The 21,130-nt window shown below is 70.3% G+C and carries 15 protein-coding genes; 5 read left to right on the top strand and 10 right to left on the bottom strand.

Annotated elements, in window-relative coordinates; translation table 11 throughout:
- Positions 1-38: 38 nt before the first annotated feature.
- Together ABRQ22_RS00565 and ABRQ22_RS00560 are read right to left on the bottom strand one after the other, a co-directional pair.
- A complete protein-coding gene (locus ABRQ22_RS00565) occupies positions 39-947 on the bottom strand; it encodes a carbohydrate ABC transporter permease (RefSeq protein WP_253054400.1) in 909 nt (302 codons plus the stop codon).
- Positions 944-2,077, bottom strand: a complete 1,134-nt coding sequence (locus tag ABRQ22_RS00560) for an ABC transporter permease subunit (protein ID WP_308202338.1) — start codon at positions 2,075-2,077, stop codon at positions 944-946. The genes ABRQ22_RS00565 and ABRQ22_RS00560 overlap by 4 nt, the downstream gene beginning before the upstream one ends.
- 382 nt (positions 2,078-2,459) lie before the next feature.
- Between ABRQ22_RS00560 and ABRQ22_RS00555 the strand changes: the two genes are divergently transcribed.
- Positions 2,460-3,032, top strand: a complete 573-nt coding sequence (locus tag ABRQ22_RS00555) for a DUF6318 family protein (RefSeq protein WP_353708216.1) — start codon at positions 2,460-2,462, stop codon at positions 3,030-3,032.
- A 161-nt stretch (positions 3,033-3,193) separates the two neighbouring features.
- Positions 3,194-3,928, top strand: a complete 735-nt coding sequence (locus ABRQ22_RS00550) for a hypothetical protein (RefSeq protein ID WP_353708215.1) — start codon at positions 3,194-3,196, stop codon at positions 3,926-3,928.
- Positions 3,929-4,270: 342 nt separating this feature from the next.
- On the opposite strand, the gene ABRQ22_RS00545 is transcribed toward ABRQ22_RS00550, so the two are convergent.
- Together ABRQ22_RS00545 and ABRQ22_RS00540 are read right to left on the bottom strand one after the other, a co-directional pair.
- Positions 4,271-6,451: a family 43 glycosylhydrolase gene (locus tag ABRQ22_RS00545; RefSeq protein WP_353708214.1), complete on the bottom strand. Its 2,181-nt coding sequence runs from the start codon at positions 6,449-6,451 to the stop codon at positions 4,271-4,273.
- 317 nt (positions 6,452-6,768) lie between these two features.
- Positions 6,769-7,587, bottom strand: a complete 819-nt coding sequence (locus ABRQ22_RS00540) for a DUF4352 domain-containing protein (protein ID WP_353708213.1) — start codon at positions 7,585-7,587, stop codon at positions 6,769-6,771.
- A gap of 190 nt (positions 7,588-7,777) precedes the next feature.
- Between ABRQ22_RS00540 and ABRQ22_RS00535 the strand changes: the two genes are divergently transcribed.
- The 3 genes from ABRQ22_RS00535 to ABRQ22_RS00525 all read left to right on the top strand — a co-directional run bounded on the left by ABRQ22_RS00535 (position 7,778) and on the right by ABRQ22_RS00525 (position 10,999).
- Positions 7,778-9,265: a histidine kinase gene (locus tag ABRQ22_RS00535; protein WP_353708212.1), complete on the top strand. Its 1,488-nt coding sequence runs from the start codon at positions 7,778-7,780 to the stop codon at positions 9,263-9,265.
- A gap of 54 nt (positions 9,266-9,319) precedes the next feature.
- Entirely contained in the window at positions 9,320-9,964 is a 645-nt protein-coding gene (locus ABRQ22_RS00530; RefSeq protein ID WP_353708211.1) for a response regulator transcription factor, read from the top strand.
- 183 nt (positions 9,965-10,147) lie between these two features.
- Positions 10,148-10,999 carry an ImmA/IrrE family metallo-endopeptidase gene (locus ABRQ22_RS00525; protein ID WP_353708210.1) on the top strand — a complete coding sequence of 284 codons (852 nt, stop codon included), beginning with the start codon at positions 10,148-10,150 and terminating at the stop codon, positions 10,997-10,999.
- 152 nt (positions 11,000-11,151) lie between these two features.
- On the opposite strand, the gene ABRQ22_RS00520 is transcribed toward ABRQ22_RS00525, so the two are convergent.
- The 6 genes from ABRQ22_RS00520 to ABRQ22_RS00495 form a co-directional block, all read right to left on the bottom strand.
- Positions 11,152-11,661 carry a hypothetical protein gene (locus ABRQ22_RS00520; RefSeq protein ID WP_353708209.1) on the bottom strand — a complete coding sequence of 170 codons (510 nt, stop codon included), beginning with the start codon at positions 11,659-11,661 and terminating at the stop codon, positions 11,152-11,154.
- 204 nt (positions 11,662-11,865) lie between these two features.
- Positions 11,866-13,773, bottom strand: coding sequence for a DUF2075 domain-containing protein (locus tag ABRQ22_RS00515; protein ID WP_353708208.1), 1,908 nt, complete (start codon positions 13,771-13,773; stop codon positions 11,866-11,868).
- Positions 13,774-13,929: 156 nt separating this feature from the next.
- Complete coding sequence (locus ABRQ22_RS00510) at positions 13,930-14,427, bottom strand: hypothetical protein (protein WP_353708207.1); 498 nt, start codon at positions 14,425-14,427, stop codon at positions 13,930-13,932.
- A 34-nt stretch (positions 14,428-14,461) separates the two neighbouring features.
- A complete protein-coding gene (locus ABRQ22_RS00505) occupies positions 14,462-17,983 on the bottom strand; it encodes a helicase-related protein (protein WP_353708206.1) in 3,522 nt (1,173 codons plus the stop codon).
- Complete coding sequence (locus tag ABRQ22_RS00500) at positions 17,980-19,809, bottom strand: phospholipase D family protein (protein WP_353708205.1); 1,830 nt, start codon at positions 19,807-19,809, stop codon at positions 17,980-17,982. The genes ABRQ22_RS00505 and ABRQ22_RS00500 overlap by 4 nt, the downstream gene beginning before the upstream one ends.
- Positions 19,806-21,029 (bottom strand): DUF6361 family protein, encoded by a 1,224-nt coding sequence (locus ABRQ22_RS00495; protein WP_353708204.1) that lies wholly within the window; start codon positions 21,027-21,029, stop codon positions 19,806-19,808. The genes ABRQ22_RS00500 and ABRQ22_RS00495 overlap by 4 nt, the downstream gene beginning before the upstream one ends.
- Between the last annotated feature and the right edge of the window lie 101 nt (positions 21,030-21,130).

Raw genomic sequence — 21,130 nt, 5'->3', positions numbered from 1 at the left:
CGGCTGGGCGCCGTCGTCGGGCACGACGGCGGGGCGGGTCAGCCAGTGACGGCGCCGGCCGTGAGGCCCGCGACGAGGCGGCGCTGGAGGACGAGGAAGACGACGAGGATGGGCAGCGTCACGACGACCGTCGCGGCGAGCAGCACGCCCCAGTTCGTCATGCCGTCGGTGTTCTGCAGCAGCGTCAGGCCGACGGGGAGGGTCATCTTGTCGGGGCGGTCGATGACGAGGAACGGCCACAGGTAGTCGTTCCACTCCGTCACGACGGACACGAGCGCGACCGCCGCGAGCGTCGGCGTGCTCATCGGCACGACGAACCGCCAGAGCTTGCGCCAGTGCCCCGCGCCGTCGAGCTCGGCTGCCTCGAGGATCGAGCGCGGCAGCGTGAGGAAGTGCTGCCGGAACAGGAACGTCCCGAACGCGCTCGCCAGGCCCGGCACGAGGATGCCCTGGTAGGTGTTGAGCCACCCGAGGCTCGCGACCAACGTGTAGTTGGGGATGATCGTGATCTGCGGCGGGATCATGAGCGTCGCGATGACGAGCCCGAACACGACCTTCTTGAACGGGAAGTCGAGGAACACGAGCGCGTACGCGCACGTGAGGCCCAGCGCGACCTTGAGCCCCGCGCCCACGACCGTGATCCCGACGCTGTTGGCGAGCAGCCGTCCGAGCGGGATCGAGTCCGCGGCCTGCGCGTAGTTGTCGAGGTTCACGCTGCCCGGGAGCCACTGCAGCGGGACGGTGTACAGCTCGGCGGGCGTCTTCATGCTCGCGAGCACCATCCACACCAGGGGCGCGCCGAGCACGACCGTCGCGAGGACCAGGGCGAGGTACCCGCCGGGCTGGAGGCCCCGGCGTCGGGCCCGGGGGGTGCGAGGAGCACGCGGCGCGAGCGCGGCCGGCGTGGCGGGCGCCGTCTCGGGACGGGCGGGCGCGACGGCGCTCATGCGTAGTGGACCTTCCGCTGGACGAACCGCATCTGCACCGCGGTCACCGCGAGCAGCACGAGGAACAGGACCGTGGCGACCGCCGACGCGTACCCGGCCCGGCCGTTGACGAAGCTCTCCTCGTAGATCGAGTACATGAGCGTCGTCGTCGAGCCGAGCGGGCCGCCCTGCGTCATCGCCTTGATGATGTCGAAGGACTGGAGCGACGCGAGCAGCATCGTCACGACGAGGAAGAACGTCGTCGGGGTGAGCAGCGGCAGGACGATCGAGCGCAGCGTCCGCGCCGACGACGCGCCGTCGAGCGCGGCCGCGTCCTTCAGGTCCTGCGGCACCGACTGGAGGCCCGCCAGGTAGATGAGCGCGACGTACCCGAGGTTCTTCCACAGGTACACCACGACGATCATCACGAGCGGCCACGGGCGCTGCGTGTACCACTGGGGCGACGCGACGCCGACCCAGCCGAGCAGCTCCTGGACCAACCCGTAGCGCGGGTCGAACATGAACAGCCACAGGATCCCGACCGCGAAGCCCGACAGCACGTACGGCGCGAACGCGACCGTCCGGGCGACCCCCCGGCCTCGGAGGCGGCGGTTCAGCAGCAGCGCCAGGCCCAGGCCGAGGACCATCGCCCCGCCGACCGTGGCGAGGGTGAAGACGAGCGTCGTCGTGACGATGCGGCCCGTCGTCGGGGCGGAGAACCACTCGACGTAGTTGCCCAGCCCGACCGGCCGCGCGACCGGCGACCCGAGGTTCCACTGCAGCGTCGAGAGGTAGAAGCTCTGCAGCAGCGGCCGGTAGACGAACACCAGCAGCAGCACGAGGTTCGGGCCCGCGAGCAGCAGCGCCCACAGCAGGTTCCGCCGACGGCGGCGCGCGCCCAGGCGGCTGCGGTGCAGCGCCTGCGCCTCGCGATCGGCGGGGTCGGACGGCGTGCGTCCGGCGGAGTCGGACGGCATGCGTCCGGCGGGGTCGGACGGCGTGCGGCCGGCGGGCGCGCCGGTGCCGGTCGGCCGGGTGGCGGGGTCGCCGGGCGTGATGGCGCCCGTGGTGGTGTCTGCCGCTGGGGCCGACGACGAGGCGCGGGGCGTGCCGGAGGAACCCGGGGAGTCCGGGGTGAGGACGGTGGTCACAGCAAGGATCCGCTCAGACGAGGGACGTGGTCGCGGCCGGCGTAGCACCCGTCCCGCGGGTGGGCGGCCACGGCGAGCATAGGAAGCGGCCGCGCCGGTTTGGTCCCGAAATGTCCGGTGACGGAACGAGGCTTCGGCCAACGTTCACCGCCTCGTGCCCGGGGTGCCACCTGCACCTGTGGAGCCGCAACGTCGTGGACACCTGCCGGGCCGTCGTCCACAGGGCGGGACGCGCGGTTCCGTCGGCGGTGCGGTTTCGCTAGGTTGCTGGGCAGTCCGCGCGCCCCGTCGGTGTGGCGTGCGGGGTGGTTCGCATCGATCTGCAGGGGGTCTCGTGCGTCGTTCTCGTGTGCTGTCCCGTGCCCGACGGCGGTCGCTCGTCGTGGGCGTCGTCGTCGCGGTGGGGTGCGTGGTCGCCGGGTGCACCGGTGGTGGCGGCCCTGGTCCGTCACCGTCCGTCGACGAGCCGGTCGTGCCGTCGCCGTCGGAGTCGGAGTCTCCGGAGCCGACGCCTACCGAGACCGGGCCGGTGAAGCCGGACCGTCCCGCGGCGATGGACCGCGACGACGCCGAGGGTGCCGCAGCAGCAGCGGAGTACTTCCTGTCGCTGTACGCGTACGTGCTCGCGACGGGTGACACCGCCGAGTGGGACGCGATGACGTGGGCCGAGACGTGCGAGTTCTGCGCAAAGGTCAAGTCCGACGCCGAGGAGATCGCCGCCTCAGGTGATACCTACGAGGGCGCGGAGATCACTGTTTCCAACCCGGACGTCGAGTTCGATGACTTGGGTGGTGGCTATCCGGTTCTTTTCGACTTCCAACAGACTCCTCATCTCCGCACGGCATCGGACGGATCGGTCGTATCCGAAGATCGTGGCGGCAGCGGACGGCTGCAAATTGACGTATCGGTAGCCACTGGCGACTGGCTCGTACTTGCCGTGACGAGCGTCGAATGAACTACCGATCGTCTATCTTGGGCACCTTGATGGCAGGACTGCTGACCACGATCTGTCTTCCTGCGTACGCCGGCGAGGGAGACACCGCTCTCAATTCGCACTTTCAGAATGACCGCGCCTATATCCACGGGGAGAACACTCCGGACGGTGGGGCGGAGTACGTGCCCGCGTCGACGGACGGTGGTCCGGCGTCGGAGGCGTACCGGCGCGGGCCGGCGTACCGGTGCTACGACGGTGACCATGCCACGACGCTGCCCGGGCTGGTCCCGGTGTGCCCGGACGGGCAGAACGCGGCGGGGTTCGACCCCGGGTGCACCCCGGACGAGGTCGCGTTGGAGCCGTTGTTCCGCCAGACCTGGACCAACACCCCGGACGGCACCCGGACCGCGGTCTCGGGCTGGGAGCTCGTCGCCGACGCGTCCTGCCTCGGCGCCGTCGACCTGGCCGGCGAGGCCGAGGCGGCGTTCCGCACCCTGACCATCGCGCCGTCGCCGATCGTGGTCCAGCCCCCGGACGGGTGGACCCTGGTCAACGTCCCCACCATCACCTACACCCAGCCCGGCGAGCAGACCCTGGACACGACCCTGCTCGGCATCCCCGTGCAGATCCGCGCCACCCCACGCTCGTACGCGTGGGACTACGGCGACGGCACGCCCCCGGTCTCCACGACCGACCCCGGTGCGGCCTACCCCCACCACACGGTCGCGCACACCTACGACCAACCCGCCGAGCAGGTCCAGATCACGCTCACCACGACCTGGTCCGGACAGTTCCGCATCACCGGCACCACCACCTGGACCGACGTCACCGGCACCGCGACCACCACCAGCACCGCCGACCCGCTGCGCGTCTACGAGGCCCGCTCCCGCCTCGTCACCGACAACCTGCCCGACTGACACCCGCACGCCGGACGTGCGCCCGGCGTCGGGCACCCCCCCCACGGACCGCTCACCGCCGGACGCGCGTCGTCGTCCTCCCGCCCGACATCGTCGCCCACCTCCCGCACCCGATGTCCACATCCGCGCACGGCGCCCCAGCGTCCGGGACGCGGGACCGTCGTCTAGCCGAGCGCGGCACACCCCTCCCGAGATCGACCCCAGCGTTCGAGATCGACCCTCGGGAGGTCGACTTCGCGACGTGCGGGTCGATCTCGCGAGATCGGGGCGATCTCGGCGCACGAGGACGCCCGCGGCGCCGCTCATCGGCCGAGCGGCGCCGCGGGCGTGGCGGTGGGTGCGCTACGCGCAGGTGAACGCGTCGTACGCGGCCGTCACCTCCGTCGTCGCGCCCGTGACGTCGGTGACGACGACGAGCGCCTCGCCGGCGTCGAGCGCACCGCGGGCCTTGAACGACTGGTAGGCGTTCTTGCCCGGGTCAACCTGGGCGAAGGACCGCTCGCCGTGGTCCGTCCGCAGGGCGATCGCGACGGTCTCGTCGCCGTCGTTGGTCGCGCGGACGGCGAGGTACGGGGTCCCGGCGAGGCAGCGGGGCTGCGCGGTGACGGTGACCTGCGGGTCGACGGGCGGGGCCTCGGCCGGGAAGACGTCGAGCGCGTCGAGCTCGGTGTACCAGGTGAGCTTGGTCAGGGCGACGGTGTTCCAGCCCTGCTGCAGCTCGACCTCGTGGGTCACGGACTGCCAGTTGCCCCACGTGGTGTGCGGGAACGTGACGACGCCGGCGTCCGCGCCGTTCACCGTGACGGTGCTCGACGAGGCGAGCGTGTAGCCGCCCCGCTCGGAGCCGTTCGCGAACCGGACGCCGAGCGTGTACGCCCCGGCCTCGTCGGCGTGGACCTGCAGCGCGACGGAGCTGTCGAGGAAGTCGAGGCCGCCGACCTTCTGCCCGCCCGAGGCACCCGCGGCGCTCCCGACCGAGCCGCGCGTGATGACGCCGTCCTCGAACTCGTACCGCGTCGCGTCGGACGGGATGACGGGCGGGGCGGACGGGCGCGGGTCGCGCGTCGCGGGGTAGACGTCGAACGCGTCGAGCTCGGTGTAGAACGTCGCGCGGGTCAGGGTGATCGTGTTGGTGCCCGCGACGAGCTCGACGAGGTGCTCGGACGTCTGCCAGTTGCCCCACGTGGTGTGCGGGAAGACGACGGTCTCCGCGACCACGCCGTTGACGGCGAGCGTGCTCGTGGAGGGCACGCGCGTCGAGCCGTCGAGGGAGCCGTTGGCGAACCGGATGCCCAGCAGGGCCGGGCCCGCCTCGTCGGCGTGCACCTCGACCGTCACGGACGAGTCCGCGAAGTCCAGGCCGCCGACCTTCGCCCCGCCCGACGCCCCGCCGTCGGCCACGACGCGCGCGTTCGTGACCACGCCGTCCTCCGCCTGGTAGCGGTCGGACGCCTGCGGGACGAACGGGACGCCGTCGGCCGTCCACTCGAGGTCCGCGACGTACATCGCGCGGTACGTGAACGCCTCGTTCCACCCGTGGAAGACGAGGGCGTCCGAGCCGTCCGGCGCGGTGACGACGTCCTGCCCGCCCGGGCCGCGCACGTCGCCCTGGAACCGGTCGCTCGTGAGGAGCTCGGTCGTCGCCTTGGTCCACGGGCCCGCGAGGCTCGACGCCGTCGCGTACGACGTGCGGTACGCCCCGCCGTAGAAGTCGTTCGCGGAGTAGAAGAGGTAGTAGGTGCCATCGCGCTCCAGGAGCGTCGGGCCCTCGACGACGCGGCCCTCGTAGGGCGTGTCGACGCGGATGAGCTCGACGGGCGGGCCCGTGAGCGTCGTGCCGTCGGGCGAGAGCGGCTGGGCGAAGATGATCGCCGTCTTGCCCGTGCAGCAGTTCCCGTCGGCCTTCCACAGCAGGTAGAGCTGGTCGCCGTCGACGAACGTCGCGGCGTCGATCGCGCCGCCGAGGTCCTCCGTGCCGGCCTCGCCGTTGGGGCAGACGATCGGGTCGTCGCCGACGGGGACGAACGGACCATCCGGGGTGTCGGACAGCGCGACGCCGAGGCACTGCCGCGGCGACGTCGCGTCGCGCGCCGTGTAGTACAGGGCGTAGCCGCCCTCGACCGCGGAGACCTCCGGGGCCCACACGCAGCGGTCGGTCGCCCCGCCCGGCGAGAAGGTGCACGACTCGCTGACCCAGGCGCCCAGGTCGGGCGCGACGTCTGTCGGGGCGCTCCACGTGACGAGGTCCGTCGACGTGCGGTGCTGCACGTTCTGGCCCTGGTCGTTGGTCGCGTAGGCGTGGTAGACGCCGTCGACGAGCAGGATGTCGGGGTCGGGGAAGTTGGCGTCGACGACCGGGGAGATCGTCGGCTCGGCGGCGGCCGCCGGTGCCGCGGTGGACGCGGTCGGCAGGGTCGGCGCCGCTGCGGCGGCGGCCGCGCCCGAGACCGCCAGCCCGAGCGCGACCAGCGCGCTCGTGACAGCGGTAGCACGCGAGCGCGCGCGGGACAGGGAGAGCTTCATCGGGTGTCCTCTCGACGATGAGGGGGCAAGAACCCGGGACGGCGTCGACCTCGGGGATTCGAGTGTCCCGGGCCGACCCACACAAGTCAACAACTTCTCGCAAGAATCAACATCTGGGTGCTGCGGTCTCGGGGGAAGGCTCGCCCTAGGTCGTGTTCGACCGCGGGTGACCCAGCACGCCGTCCGCTCGTCCTCCCTCCCCGTTCAGGCCCGAGGACAGGGACGCCCCGCAGCCCGGTCGGGAGTGCCACACGGAACGGCCTGTGACACTCCCGTGACCGGAGCCCACCCCGACTCACCCGCACGCCATGCCGGTCTCAGCCGAGCGAGACCTCGACCCCGCCCGAGAACATCGAGTCGTGCAGGGAGAGCGTCGCAGGGACGGCGTCGGCAGGGATGTCGAACACGACGACACCCTCGACGGCGTTGCCCGGGTTGATGTCGGTGAGGAAGCTGTTCGCGTCGCCGAGATAGATCGCGGCGGTGGTGTCGCTCTCGTGCGTGCGGCCCTCGGTGTCGGTGAGCTGCTGGTTGCCACCGGTGAACATCTGCGCCTCGTTGCCGATGTTCTTCACGGTCATCCGCACGAGCACGTACTGCCCCTGCGCCTCCTGGCTCAGGTACTGGTCACCGACGCTCGGCACGCCCGGCTCCACCGAGGTCACGGTGAACTCGAACTTGCCGTCCCGCACGGGGACCCCGATCCCCGCAGCCGCCGGGGCCTCGGGTGCAGGCTCCGCGGCCGGCTCCTCGGGGGCGGGCTCCGCCGGGTCCTCGGCCACCGCGTCGGGCACCGGCTCCTGCGCGGGCGCGTCTGCCACCGCGGCCGGCGGCGTCGGCTCGTCCTCACCCCCGCCGCCCAGCGCCGAGCCGATGATCGCGAGCAGCACGACGACGCCCACCCCGGTGAGGATCTTGTGGCGGGCGAACCACGACTTCCGGGGCGCCGGGGGCACGCCCGGCTGCGCGCTCGGCGCCGGGTACCCGGCCGTCGGGTAGACCTGCGGTGCCCCGTGCGCGCCGTAGGGCGGCGGGCCGGGCTGCGCGGGCTGCCCGGGATGACCCGGGTGGCCCTGCTGCGGCGGCCCGAACGACGACGGACCGGGCTGCTGGGGGTGCGGCGTGGGTGCGGACATGGTGGCCTCCTGGGTGCTCGGTCGGCGGCACCGGGTCGGCCCCCGGTGCGCGGTCTGACGAGGTCGAGCGTGCCGGGCGCGCAGGGGTCGGCGGACCCCCCGAACGGCTCGACCCGGTCCACCGACCGGCGGACCGGCGGCGCCCGTCCGGCGGACGCACGGCGTCGGCGCCCGCCCGTATGCTCGCGCCATGCACCCGCCGCAGCCGCCCTACGGCCCGCCTCCCCCGGCGGGCCGGTACGGTGCTCCCGGCCTGCCGCCGGGTCGACCGGTGCCCGGGCCGCACGGCGGGGCGGCCCCAGGGCGTCCGTGGACGACGCCAGGCCCGCCCTCCGCGGCGCACGCCTACCCGCCGCCGCACCACCCCGTTCCGCACCCGAAGCCCGACCCCGGGCCCTCCCCGCTGTTCCGCGCCGGGTCCATCCTCGGCACCGTCGCCGCGGCGGCCGCGACCCTCGCCGTCGGGATCGTCAGCTCCACCTACGACAACCTCGGCATCGGGTCGGAGCCGGCGGGATGGCAGGTCGGCCTGACGTTGCTGTGGTGGCTGCTCGCGGCCGGGCTGGCGACGCTCGTCGTGTGGCGGGACCGGCACGCCCTCGTGGTGTGCGCGATCTCTGCGGCCGCGGGGATCCTCACCCCGGTGGGCGCCCTCGCGCCGCTCCTCGCCCTGCCGTTCGTCATCGCCCGTGACGGGCGCAGGAAGGTCGTCGCCGCGTGCACCGCGGCGACGACGCTCGCCGTCGGGGCGTCGTTCTGGCGGGATGCCGCACGCGACGGCGAGGCCGTGATCTTCTCGGTCAGGAGCCCGGACTCCCTCGAGATCTCCTACCTCCTGCCCGTCGGATACGTCGTCCTCGGTGTGCTCTGCCTCGGCCTGTCGATCGGCGCAGGCCTCCTCCGTCTCGCGATCGGGCGCGCCGACGCCGCCCAGGAGGTCGCCGCCGCCGAGAACCGGCGGGCGCAGGTCCTCAGCACGCAGGCGGCCGAGCTCCGGACCGAGCTGTCGCGCCAGGACGAGCGCGAGCTCATCGCCCGCGAGATGCACGACACCGTCGCGCACAACCTCTCCATGGTGTCCCTGCACGCGTCGGCGCTGGAGGTCTCGCAGGGCGACCCCGAGGTGGTCGACGCCGCCCGCAGCATGCGCTCCAACGCCCACCGCGCGCTCGACGAGATGCGCGCGCTCATCACCTCCCTGCGGTCCGGGGCCGAGCAGTACACCGGGTCCGCGCCCGCGCTCGGCGACCTCGCCGGCCTCCTCGACGAGGCGCGCGCCGCCGGCGTCGACCTCGCCGCGACCGTGTTCGTGGCCGACGCCGACACCGCCCCGCCGGCCCTCACGCGCGCCGTCTACCGGGTGGTGCAGGAGTCGCTGACGAACGTCATAAAGCACGCGCCCGGCGCACGCGCCGAGGTCGACGTCCGGGCCCGCCCCGGCGACGGCGTCGACGTCACGGTGCGCAACGCGCTCACCCGCGACCTCGCCACCGACACCGCTCCGGCGTTCGGCGCCCCCGCCGCCACGCTCGGCCCGAGCGGGGTTCCCGGCAGCGGCGCCGGGATCATCGGGATGCGCGAACGGTGCGCGGCCGTCGGCGGCACGTTCGACGCCGGCGTCGACGACGGACGGTTCGTCGTGCGAGCCCACCTGCCCTGGGCGCGCCCGACAGCGTAACGCGTCCCGGTGCACCCCACGAGCCACGTCGGTGGTCGCCGCTAGGCTCGCCGCGTGATCAGGGTGATGGTCGTCGACGACGACGCGATGGTCCGGCGACTGCTGCGGACCATCCTCCAGGCAGGCGGCGTCGACGTCGTCGCCGAGGCGACCGACGGCGACGAGGTCGTCACCACCGTGCAGGCGCACCACCCGGACGTCGTGCTCATGGACCTGCGGATGCCGCGCCTCGGCGGGATCGACGCGACCCGCGCCGTCATGACGCTCCCCGACCCACCCGGCGTCATCGCCATGACGTCGTTCGACACGGAGCAGGTCATCCTCGATGCTCTCCGTGCAGGCGCCTCCGGGTTTCTCGCCAAGGACGCCGAGCCGGCCGAGATCGTCACCGCCGTCCGCGACGTCGCCGCCGGAGCAGGTGCGCTCTCGCCACGCGCGGCCAAGACCCTCATTGCCCAGGTCGGCGCCGATCCCGGAGCGGCCACCCGACGCGAGGCCACGGCGCGGCTCGCCTCCCTCACCGAGCGCGAGCTGGACGTCGCACGCCTCCTCGTCGAGGGTTTGTCCAACGGCGAGATCGCGGGGCGCCTGTACCTCGGCGAGGCGACGGTCAAGACACACCTCTCCAGCGCCTGCGCCAAGGCCGGCGTCGCGAACCGCACCCAGCTCGCGATCGTCGTCGCCCAGGCCGCGGGGTAGCGCGGTCCGCGGCGGCCCTACCCCGCCCGGGGGACGTGCTCCTGGACCTGCTGCCAGTAGCGTCGCGACCGTGAACCTCTGTGGCAAGGACTACCGGTAAGCGCGCGGGCATTCGTCGTAGGCGGCGGGATCGGAGGGCTCGCGTCCGGCGTCGCGCTCGCTCGGGCCGGATAGAACGTCACGGTGCTGGAGCGTGCGCCGTCGCTCGAACCCGTCGGTGCGGGGATCGCCGTCGCCCCCAACGCCGTGCTCCCCGACCACTCGCCCACGGCACGATCGGTGGCGATGCTCGTCCACATCCAGGACCCCGGCGCCCACTACGTCGCCACCCCGGCCCGATGGAGGGAGCTGGGACGCCGCCTCACCCCAGATGCACGGCCGTTGGTCATTCTTCGTCCGCGAGGGCCCGTCATGATCGTCTTCGACGTGCGCCACACCGAGCCTCTCTCGGAGGGGAGTCCCCCGCTCCCTCATGACGTCTCATCGCCCATGGCCATCTCGACGGGTCTCACCGACGACGAAGTTTCTCTCCGTCTGGGAGCGCGTCGTCGACAACGCGATGCGCGACGGGATCCCGTCACCCTCGCTGACACGGGGAAGCACCTGGGCGGTACTGCTTCCTCGTCGCGCGGCGTGTCGCTTCAACGGCGACCTACGAAGGATGGCCGACCCGGAGACGTTCACCGACTCCGGTACGACGTCACCGTCAACCGGAACGACGCGCCACAGGACCGCCTGGCGTCGCTGCTTCATGAGCTCGGGCACATCTACTGTGGCCACCTCGGCACCTACAACCCCAAGCATTGGTCCGACCGAAGCTTCGTCGGCGACACCGCCGGAGAGCTCGAAGCCGAGACCGTCGCGCACATCGTCCTCTCGCGCCTCGACCCACACCTCGAGATGGGCCGCTACATCGAGAGCCAACTTCGTCGACACGACGCCGACGTTCCACCGATCAGCCTCCAGACCGTGCTGACCGTCGCGGGGCTCTGCCTCCAGATGGCCGACCGTCGACTACCTCGACGCAGAGACTAAAGCGGGACCATCGCTCGAAGACGGCCCGGTCCATTTGTGCCCCATCCGCAGCCCGCCAGATCGTCTGGAGATCAGCCGCGAGAGGATCGGCTCGCCATGCGGGAAAGAGGTTCAGCGCCGCTCGGGTGAGCGAATTTCCGAACAGACCAGGATCAAGATCCATCGCCACCAGAACGTTCATCGCGTTCGAGCATGATCTTGCCGCCGACGAAGACCAACCCGGCCGCGATGGTTGCGCCAGCGACGAGGGCACCCTTGTTGAACAGGCTCTCCAGGAACTGCTTGTTCTCAGTATCCTTCGCGCTCTCCCGATCCGCAGTCTCCATCATCGACTGGATGATGATCCTCTCCTCCTCAGGCGCAAGGTCTTCCTGAGCGAGCCTGCCCTTGAGCGCCTCTCGCACGTCCCGGTAGGCGTCGTGCACATGCTTTTGGCTCGACTTGTTCGATTCCCGGGTCGAGTCTCCCGTTCGCTCCAGAAAACTGAGTGTTCCCAGCGCAAACCTCGTGAACGCCGGGAACTGCGACACAACCGCCAGCGCCACCTCTCTGTCCATCTCTGGCATCAGTGCGGCGAATCGCATGATCTTGTCTCGCGACAGATTCCGCCAGGAATCAATCTCGAGCGCGTCCATGACTTCCTGTTCGCTCATGGATGCCATGCCGTCTCCTCACCATAGGTCGACTCGATCGCCGAGGTTTAATACCCGGTCCAGCCAGCATCTCACCGACGTCCGTCGGCGGAGCTCCCCGACTCGTGCCGAGATCATACGGTGCGCGAGATTCATGCCAGCCCTCGACAGCCGGATTTGACGACTCAGCTCGTCGCCCGAGAGGCTGACGCACCGGCACTCTGCATCGACCGTTTACCCATCTTTATCGCCGAGGCCCGCCCTGACCGATAGCAACCGCTCCAGATGCTCCTGCGTCTCCCGGTCGGTCGAGTAGATGATCGTCCCGACCATCCCCCGCGTCAGGAGCACCTTGTACACATTGCGTACCAGAGCATCGAACTGCTCGTCGCTGACCTGAGTCCGCGACCGGAACGCCGGATCCTTGTTCGCCTCACGTCGAGCCACCCAGCGGTCGGTTCGCCAGACGAGGTCCGGGCCGAAGATCACTCCGTTCCAGTCATACTCAAAACCCTGCGCCGTGTAGACGCAGCCGACCTGCCCGAAGCCACCTGGGGAGGTCGCCCACAGCGGCGACGGCGGTGCATCGCCGACGGCACGGTCACCTTTGACGTTCCACGGCCTGGACCAGTCCCCGATCACGACGTCCGAGACCAGCGTGCCGTCCGGCGTGGGGTCGCTCCATCGCCAGGCGTAGCCGGCCGTCATACGCGCCCCGAATCCCCGTTCCCGCTGAGCTTCGAGAGCCACCTCCAACTCCCGCGGCGACCGCGCGGTCCTCAGTTCGAAGTGGTCATCGCCCTTCCACGGAACTGCCCCTCCCTCGGTGAGACCCAGCAGGCGGAGCACCCACTCGACGTACAGCTGGCTACCGCCCGCGCGGAACTGATCCGCGAGGTTCACGTACTCGACCCGCATCCCGTGTGATGCGGCTGCAGAGCGAATGGTCTCGACCGTCCCGCTCTCGCCGGGCCGGACCACTTGATGCTCGTCCAGCAGGAAGACGGGGACGCGAGCGGCGTCGAGAAGTTCGTCGATCTGCGGACGTGCCTTGTCTCGGATCGCCTTGGGGGTGAATCGGATGACCGACTTATCGCGGATGCGGTGCGCCTCGTCGAGGACGAGCACGTCGAGCGCATTCTGCTCCGCAGACATGAAGCTGTTGAAGTACATGAACATGCGCTGCGTCGCCCTCGAGCCCTTCCCCGCGACCTTGCGCAACGTCTGCGTGAAGCTCTGGGACCCCGTGGCGTGCAGGACGGTCTTGCCCTGACGTGCGAGCTCACCCATGACTGAGAGAGCGATCACGCTCTTGCCCGAGCCGGGCCCTCCAGAGACAACCACGGCCGTTTTCGTGTTCTCCCGCGCAGCTCGGCGAACCGCCTTCATCACCAGGTCGAAAGCAACTCGCTGCTCGTCGAGCAAGGTGAAGTTCTCCCGATCACGGATCTCGGAAGCCGCGACCTGGAGGAGCTGCCTGGAGGGACGGACCGTCGACGAGAGAAGTCGGTCGGCAGCATCCGTGCCGGTCCCCGGAGCCAGTCGGCTCCGGAGATAGTCGAGCCACTCACCTCGAGACGACGAGGTGAAGAGGGGATAGGTCGCCGAGACTGCCGCGTCGACGAGATCAGCCACACCTACGTCCTCGGCGTTGTGCAAGTAGGACACGCCGGCGAGACGCTCCGGTTCGTCGTGCAGGACCGCCGTGAAGTCGCGCAGGAACTCGACGTAGCCGCCCACCTGCACGCTCGGGTGCAGGTGATGAGCTCGTGGCGAGCCCTCGACGCGCACCAGGGAGTCGACGTCGTCGTCGAGCCGCGCCTTGGACCACTGCTTGAGCTCCACGACGACGTACGACTCGACGCCCGTCCGTGGGTGGGTGCCTGCCAGCACCACGTCGGCCCGCTTCGAGGACAACGGCAACCGATATTCGAGGAGCACCTCGATGTCGTGCAGCCCCGCGTCCGCGAGGTCGCGAGCCAGCACAGGCAGCGAACGCCGCCACGAGCGGCGTTCCGATGCGCCTGGAACTCCGAGACCTTGCATGACGAAGTGCTCTTCCAGGTGCTTCTCGACGAGGGAGACGTCAGAGGTGGTGAGCTCCGCCAGAGCGCGAGCTGAGTACCTGACTATTCCGGACACGAACGCTCCTGGGCAGCACGAAGAATCGTGCGGCGGGGAGCGTGTCCGCAAGAGGAAGCTCGTCGGTTACCGCGGGTCGAGAGGATTTTACGATGTCCGAACCTGCCGTCCGCGCACCAGAGCGGAGAGCGCCGATCCCAGCGCGCGCCTTGGCGTCTACCGCTGCCCGGCTCGCCGAGAGCGCGGCCAGACGTTGCTCTGCTGTTGCCCATCAGCACTCAGGAAACTCACCCTGGCCAAGCACTCGGCGAGCGGCACAATGCCCGCAGCGGCCTCTACCCTTCGGACCCAGGTACGCTCGCCGCCTCCCGGGAGCACGTCGGAGCGCAGCAGGAACGAACTCGTCGGCAGTTCCAAGGAGCCGTCATAGTGGAGCCGGCGAACGGGATGCGCGAGCTGGATCTCGCACCGCACGTCGCTGATCGGCATGCGCCCGGGGTTGACCAATGAGAACTCGATCCGCCAGGTCGCCGGCTTGTCCATCCGTGCAGGGGCTTCGAGATTGCGCCAAGAAACGGAAACGCCGTCGATCTCGAGCTGTCGCTCAAGCCGGCGGTCCTGTCGCAGCTCCCAGACCTGGTAGCCCGCGAAGGCCGCGGCAACTGCGGTCGCAAGTGCGGCGACGACTTCGGCGATGACTCCAAGGATGCCCACGACAGATGCTCCCACGGGCTGGTGCTCCTCGCTCTCACCACGTCAGATCGGCCGGCATGGAGAAACCAAGGGCCTGGGCACTCCCCTCGAGCTCTCGCCGCCCGACGACCGTGACCCACCGCCCGCCGGAGCGATGCTCCGAACGCACCCCAGCGACGCCACGTGCATCCAGATAGCCAGCGCGTCGAGCGATCTCGCGATGTTCGGCCGGCGTCGCGCCCCTGCCCTCGCGCACGTTGATCCCGAGCAAGCCGCCGTTGTACAGCACGGCGGCGAGAAGAGCCTCTTCTTCGTTGCCCCACGGGTTCGGCGTGTACGGCGGTTCGTCGTGCATCGGATCGAAGATCGTCTCGGTCGCGGGCGAACCAGCGTCGTCGAACGGCTCGATCTCGACGGCGGCAGGGGTGAGGTCGATCCTCAACCACGACGTGTCTTCGTCGCTGTGGCCGACATAGCGCAGCAGGTCGTCCTGCCGCGGCTGCCCGATGACGAGCCGGTAGGCACCGACAGTTCGTTGCAGACGCCGGTACCGCTGCTGCTCGCGGCTGAGCGGCAGTGCGGGGACGTAGCGCTCGATCACCGCGCCGTCGGGGCGGGTGTAGACCCAGAACGGGGTGATGTCGGAACCGTTCTCGGCTCGCGCTCGTGCCGCCGAGTCGAACACACCAGCCCAGGGGTCGGAAGCTATGCAGGTCAACGCGACGGCGCCGTGGTCCGCGGCGACGTTCTTGCGGACGGCGTGGCCCTTGTACCGGTGCACACGCCCCTCGCGCTGCTCGAGGTCGACCGGGTTTCCCGGCAGGTTCCAGTGCACGATCGCGTGGCTGTACGTGTGGAAGTCCAGACCCTCCTGCCCTACGGACGTCGATGCGAGGACGAACGGGCGGAACGGCGAGTTGTACGCGACCCGCACCGTCGACTCGCGAACCGCAGACTTCTCGTCGGACTGCATGCGCCCGTAACGTGCGGCGAAGTGGCTGCGCATCCGAGGGCTGTCGTCCAGCAAGACCCGCCCGCCGTCGACCCGGACCTGCTCGATGGTGTTGGGGACCGCGCGCGTCGAGAGCGCCTCGACCATCGTCTCGGCGAGGGTCTCCGCACGTGAGAGCTTGTCGGCGTCCTGCAGGCCCTCGGACTCGACGAGGACGTGAGCGTACTCGTCGAGCACGGCCTGAAGGCCGCCGTCGAAGCAGTGGTCCAGGACGGCCTGCCAGTAGCGCTCGTCCTCCTCGGCGCGCAGCACCGCGACGATCTCCGGCTTGTTGAACAACGAACGCAACCCTTGGGCGACATCGAATGCTCGAGCCCGGATCTCCGGGTGCCGCAGTGACCGGGCGCCTCCTGCCACCCTGGACAGCGCACGCAGCGCGCAGACGCCCGGACCGGCCAGGGCGAGACGAGCCAGGACGTCGACGAGGTCCGCCGGTCGCGGCCCCAGCTCGAGCCCGTCCACCGACTCCGCCAGCCGCAGGTGTGCGTCGAGCCCGGACCCCGTGTCGTCATCATCGAGCCCGGAGCTGCCGAGGAAGTGCCAGATCGCACCGTCGTCGCCGTCGACCGCGTCCAGGAGCAGTGGCGCCGCCCAATACCACCGCTGGTCGACGACGGCCCCGTCAAGTCCGGGCGGAAGCGACTGGAGCCGATCGGCGATCCGGCCACGTACGCACTCGAGGACGACCTCCTGCGCCAAAGGCAGTGCGCCCACCGAGCGCGCGATATCGAGCGGGTCACCAAGGCGGGCCAGCGCGCTCGACGGGTACAGCAAGGCGAGCGTCGACATCCCCGCTGGACGCGTCGAGTCACCCGACGTCATGCGGAACTGCAGCGGAGGAGTGATCGGCCGGTCGTCGTACGCCCGCCGTGCAAGGGCCGATCCGTCGCCGACGGCGTTCATCGCCCGGCGCTCCGCGCCGTAGCTGAGGACGGTCGCGACGGCCTTCGGCACCACCGTCCATGCCGAGAAGACGAGGCGCTTGGTGAACGACCGCAGGTCCTCCTCGGCGTACGCCCCACCGAGCTCGGAGTAGGGCAACGACGGCGCGATCCACGCGAGACGCCATGCGCCCCGGTCGAGGACGTCGGCGGCAAGCCCTCGCATCTTCGCGTTACCCGGGTCGATCTGCTCGTAGCGACGCACGGCCTCCCAGTCGAGCAGCCCGGCACCGCTTGCGAGCGCCGTCGCGATCTCCGCGTCGCCCCGTTCGACGGCTGCCTGGAACTTCGTGCGCACCTGGTACGTGCCTCGTTCCATGAGGTTCAGCGGGTACGGGGTGGAGCGCCAGTACTCGAGGACGTCATGGTGATCGATGTGCCGAGCGACGCCGTCGAAGGTCCGCCAGGCGCGCACGTCATCGGCTGTCAGGCGGACGCCGTCCAGGCAGCGCTCCGCGAGCATCCCGTCGCGATCCGGGGTCGAAGACAAGCGTTCCGTGCGGCTCATGACGCGCCTCAGCTCACGTTCGACGGCGTCCCGTGCCTCGCGTGCACGCGCGCGGTCACCACCCGCGAGCAGGCTCTCGCGCATCGCCCGCAGCTCGTCCTCCACGAGGCGTGCGCGGTCGTCGCCGGCGAGGAACCGCACGGTGCGCGTGAAGTCGGTGTAGTGGTCGTCGCTCTCGGGGTCGTCTGGGAGCGTGTACATCTTGTAGGGCGTCGCCGAGAGCATGAGCACCTTGGCGTCAGGGTGGTCGAAGATCGCGTGCGCGAGCTGGGCTCCGGCATCGTCGGTGTCGAGAAGATCCTTGAAGCGCTGGAACTCGTCGAGGATGACCAGGTCGGGCTCGAGATGGTGCACGGACGCTCGCGCGACCAGACCACGCATGGCTCCGATCAAGCGATCCCTCCGGCGAGCCAGCTCGCCGGACGGCTGGCCACGCATCCAGCGGAACTCGTGGACGCAGTCTTGGAGCTCCGCTCGCAGTGGGCCACCGTCCGGTCCGGACGACGTCTCGACCAGCTCGCCGAACGAGCGGCACAGCTCCTCGTCGAGCTGATCCTGGTCGAACGCCCGGAGCGCACGCTCGAAGTTGTTCCGGCTCATCCAGCCCTCGAAGAAGCGACGCCACGGCGCGCTCTTCGTCGCAGCCCTGCCCCAGTACGCCGTGAGCATCCAGTAGAGCAGCACGCGCTCCTCGGACTTGCCGGCCGAGCTGCCCACCTGGAACGACGTGCCCGGGGTGAACGAGACGAAGTTGATGCGTCGCCCCCGCAGATCCCGGATCACCTTGGGCAGCAGGGTGAGCCGATCCGCGTGGCGTAGCTCCGTGCCCCCGACGACATTGAGCCGGCTGAGGTTCTGCCGGGCGATCTGCGAGTTGGAGCAGAGGTAGACGACGTCGACGCGCTTGTCGGTCTCCCACAGATGATCGACGGTCCGGGCGATCACCCCTTTGGCGACCATCGTCTTGCCCAGCCCTACCTCGTCGGCGACGAGGAACTTCTTCACAGGGTCGTCATCGCCCCAGAGCCGCTCGTGCACGAGCTCGACGGTCGCTCGCTGGAAGTCCTTCAGGCTCGCGAGGACGCGGTCGACCTCGGGACGCTGCTCGGTGCTCATCGGTTCGCCTCCTGGTGGACCTGCCACACCACGTCCCACAGCTCTTCGAAGCCGTCAGGGACGAGCTGGTCCCCGTCCGGCAGGTCGCGCAGCTCCTCGATTAGGCTCGCCACGCGGGCCAGGGCGTCCTCGTCGCGTCCTGTGGCACGGACGAGCGGTTCGAGCAGCGCGACGTCGCTCCCGGCCTCCCCGCTGAAGGTGCCGGCGAACGCTCCGCCGCCTCCAACTGCCTGAGCCAGCAGTGCGTCGTAGGACGGGTCGCCGAGCAGCAGGACGAGATAGCGCAGGACGTCCGCCTTGCTGCGCAGGATCGAGGCGACGGCGTCCTGGCGACGGACATCGACGGACCCGGTCAGCGCGGCCTTCAGCACGCAGCGCCGCGTAACGCGGGCGTCGCCGGTGCCCGCCGTGGTCTCGACCGCGATGAACGGTGTGACGTTGAGCGGCGCGATCTCCCACCGCAGCTCGTCGCCGATGTCGCGCGACTGCCCGTCCGCAGGGAGCGAGACCGGCCACACGCGTGTCTCGCCCGGAGCGCCACCCGGGACAGAGAGAGACAGGGTCGTGGTCACCCGCTGCTCGTCGAGCGGCGCGACGTGCAGCTCGGGAGCGCCGATCGCGAGCGTCTGGTGGAAGCGTTCGATCTCGTGCGAGGTCGCGATCGCGGCGTCGGCAAGCCCGTCCGGAGCCGTGACCGAGTATCCGGTGAGCAGCTGCCGAATTCCGGGGACCTCGGTCGAGCCGTCGAGCGTGGCCGCGACGCCACAGCTCGCCGTGGGGCCGACGAGGACCGCGTCGAACTCGACGCTCTTCCCCCAGGGTACCGAGGTCAGGTTCGCGCTGCCTGTCACGGTCATCGAGCGAGAACCGGGCAGATCGACGACGAACGTCTTGGCGTGCAGGCCTTCCGAGGTGCCGATGAACTCGTCGAGCGCCGGTGATGCTGCATCGACGTCCTGCTCGGTGTCGGCTTCCGCGAGGCGGTGCAGCACATTGACGTCCCACCCGTCGAGCACCCGGGATCCGATGAGGTCGAGGCTCTCCGCCCGCGAGACGATCGTGCGTTCGCCGGCGACGGACACGAGCGAGCTGACGGCCTGCCGGGTGAGGAACGGACTGATCGCCAGGAGCCGCCGCCCGAAGTCCGGGATCGGCCACACGGGCTCGTCGCGCAGGCCGATCGGCAGCAGGCGCCCCTCGGTGAACGGTGACGGCGGTGCGAACCGGACGCTCTGGAGGGTGGAGGCGAGGTCCTCGACCTGTTGTCCACGTTCAGGCCCTGCGCCCCGCAGCGCGAGCCCGGGGAGGCCACGGAGGAAATCGGCTGCAGGAGCGGCGTCGATCGTCCCCACCTCGTCCTCGTCGAGGACGAGAGCCGTGTCCCACGACCGGTCGAACGTCATGTTCCGGCTGAGGATTACGAACCGGTGAAGCGATCTGCCGTCGACATCGACGAAGCGCAGCGCCCAGACCTTCGGGTGGAAGATCGTGCGCCCCTCCGGGGGCATCACCTCGACCACGCTGTCCTCCGTGAACGTGAGGATCGGTCGGAACGCGCCGGGGACATGGATCCCGCCCGCCTGGCAGAACACGGTGGTGCGGCGGCTGTGCCGGCGCACCGCCTCGAGCAGACGGACGGGGTCGACCGCTGCGACGGCCTCGGTGCGGTCGCCGTCGTGGTCGAAGACAGCGAACGACAGCGGCGCGAGCAGGAGCGACGTCAGGTCGAGCGAGTACGTCGTACCCACGGCGGTCTCCACGCGAAAGCCCGCCGGTGGGCGGAGTGCGTCCGTGAGCATCACGCGGGACTGCGGTGCGAGCGTCATGAAGCCACCGCCCTGTTCTCCCGGGCGGTGTACAAGTCGACGAGATGGCTCCGCGCGACCGGCCAACGGAAGGTCTGCCGTCCGGTTCCACTCGCACCGGACCACCGATCCAGTGCCGACTGGTTCAGCAGACGGGCGCGCCCGCCCTTGATCCGCTTCTCACGGTCCGCCACCAGTGCACGCGCCGCCGTGGACGACGCGACGTCCTCGTCCTCCGACACGAGGTCGAGCCACCCGTTCACGAAGTCCCGCGTCGCGCCACGCAGCTGGGGCGCCTCCCTGTGGAGCGAGATCCACCAGTCGGCCCGGTCCCACTCGCGCGCGGTCCGGGCAGGCTCGAGCGCGTCCTGCCAGTCGGCGAGCGCCTCGGTGTAGCCGGCGACGAGCTCGTCGTCCCTGCGCCTCTCCGCGAGCAGCAGGTTATAGAGCAGCGACGCCCCGTGCACCGTGACGCTGAAGCGGCGCGCGTGGTCGACGTCGCGTCGCAGCTCTAGCGGTGCCTCGACAAGGTTGTGGACCTCCCACGCGAACGCCGGTGAGCCGACGTCGGCGGACGGTGAGTCGGCCGGTGGGTTCCGGACGAGCCAGGCGAAGAACGAGCCCTGCGTGCCCGCGGCGATCCGGTCGGAGAGGTACTGCTCCTCCTCGGCGGTGAGGTAGAAGTCGATCGCCTGGAGAAGGTCCCCGGGACACGGCGGAAGGTGGGCGTCGATGCCTCGGCTCTGCGGCACATCCCTGGCTTCGGGATCGTCCGGCACGGCGCTACGGCGGCTCAGCGCGCGGAAGTCGTACTCACGCCGGAAGTAGGCGTCGGCCGTCTCGGCGTCCCTGATGCCCCAGGCTCCCAGGGCCGCCCAGTAGCTCGCGCTCGGGAGCTGCTTCAGCGCGCTCCGTGCCCGCCGGCCGATGACGCCCTGCGTCTCCCCGCCGGCGAGCAGACTGCCGATGAGGCGAAGCTCCAGGTTGTGGAGCTCGGCACTCATCTCCTGCGGCGTCCGGCGTGCAGCCGCACGCTGCAGCAGCCAGGGGATGAAGAGCACATAGCGCAAGCGCGTGTGCAGCACCGACGTGCCCGGGAAGAGCTTGTCGGACAGCGCGTCCCGGATGCTGCCGATCCCCAGGTCGTCGACCGTTCCCTCCTCCCGGAAGAGGTCCACCACCTCGAGCATCTGCTGACGCTGGGTTGCGTCGGCGTCGAGCCAGCCGAAGACAGAAGCCATGAGCACGATCCTCGTCGAGTCGTCCGAACCGCGGTGAACGCCGTCGCCGGCCTGGTCAAGCGGCGAGCATAGGCACTTCGGCGCCATCACCCCGGGTCTTG

Source organism: Cellulosimicrobium sp. ES-005 (genome assembly GCF_040448685.1).
In the GTDB taxonomy this organism is placed as follows: domain Bacteria; phylum Actinomycetota; class Actinomycetes; order Actinomycetales; family Cellulomonadaceae; genus Cellulosimicrobium; species Cellulosimicrobium cellulans_G.
The sequence above is the reverse complement of the archived record's forward strand: the minus strand, read 5'-3'. Positions and strand labels throughout refer to the sequence as shown.

Coding starts and splice junctions, on each gene's coding strand:
- ABRQ22_RS00565 (WP_253054400.1), bottom strand. CDS start 947: ATGAGCGCCGTCGCGCCCGCCCGTCCCGAGACGGCGCCCGCCACGCCG.
- ABRQ22_RS00545 (WP_353708214.1), bottom strand. CDS start 6,451: ATGAAGCTCTCCCTGTCCCGCGCGCGCTCGCGTGCTACCGCTGTCACG.
- ABRQ22_RS00540 (WP_353708213.1), bottom strand. CDS start 7,587: ATGTCCGCACCCACGCCGCACCCCCAGCAGCCCGGTCCGTCGTCGTTC.
- ABRQ22_RS00535 (WP_353708212.1), top strand. CDS start 7,778: ATGCACCCGCCGCAGCCGCCCTACGGCCCGCCTCCCCCGGCGGGCCGG.
- ABRQ22_RS00520 (WP_353708209.1), bottom strand. CDS start 11,661: ATGGCATCCATGAGCGAACAGGAAGTCATGGACGCGCTCGAGATTGAT.
- ABRQ22_RS00505 (WP_353708206.1), bottom strand. CDS start 17,983: ATGAGCACCGAGCAGCGTCCCGAGGTCGACCGCGTCCTCGCGAGCCTG.
- ABRQ22_RS00500 (WP_353708205.1), bottom strand. CDS start 19,809: ATGACGCTCGCACCGCAGTCCCGCGTGATGCTCACGGACGCACTCCGC.
- ABRQ22_RS00495 (WP_353708204.1), bottom strand. CDS start 21,029: ATGGCTTCTGTCTTCGGCTGGCTCGACGCCGACGCAACCCAGCGTCAG.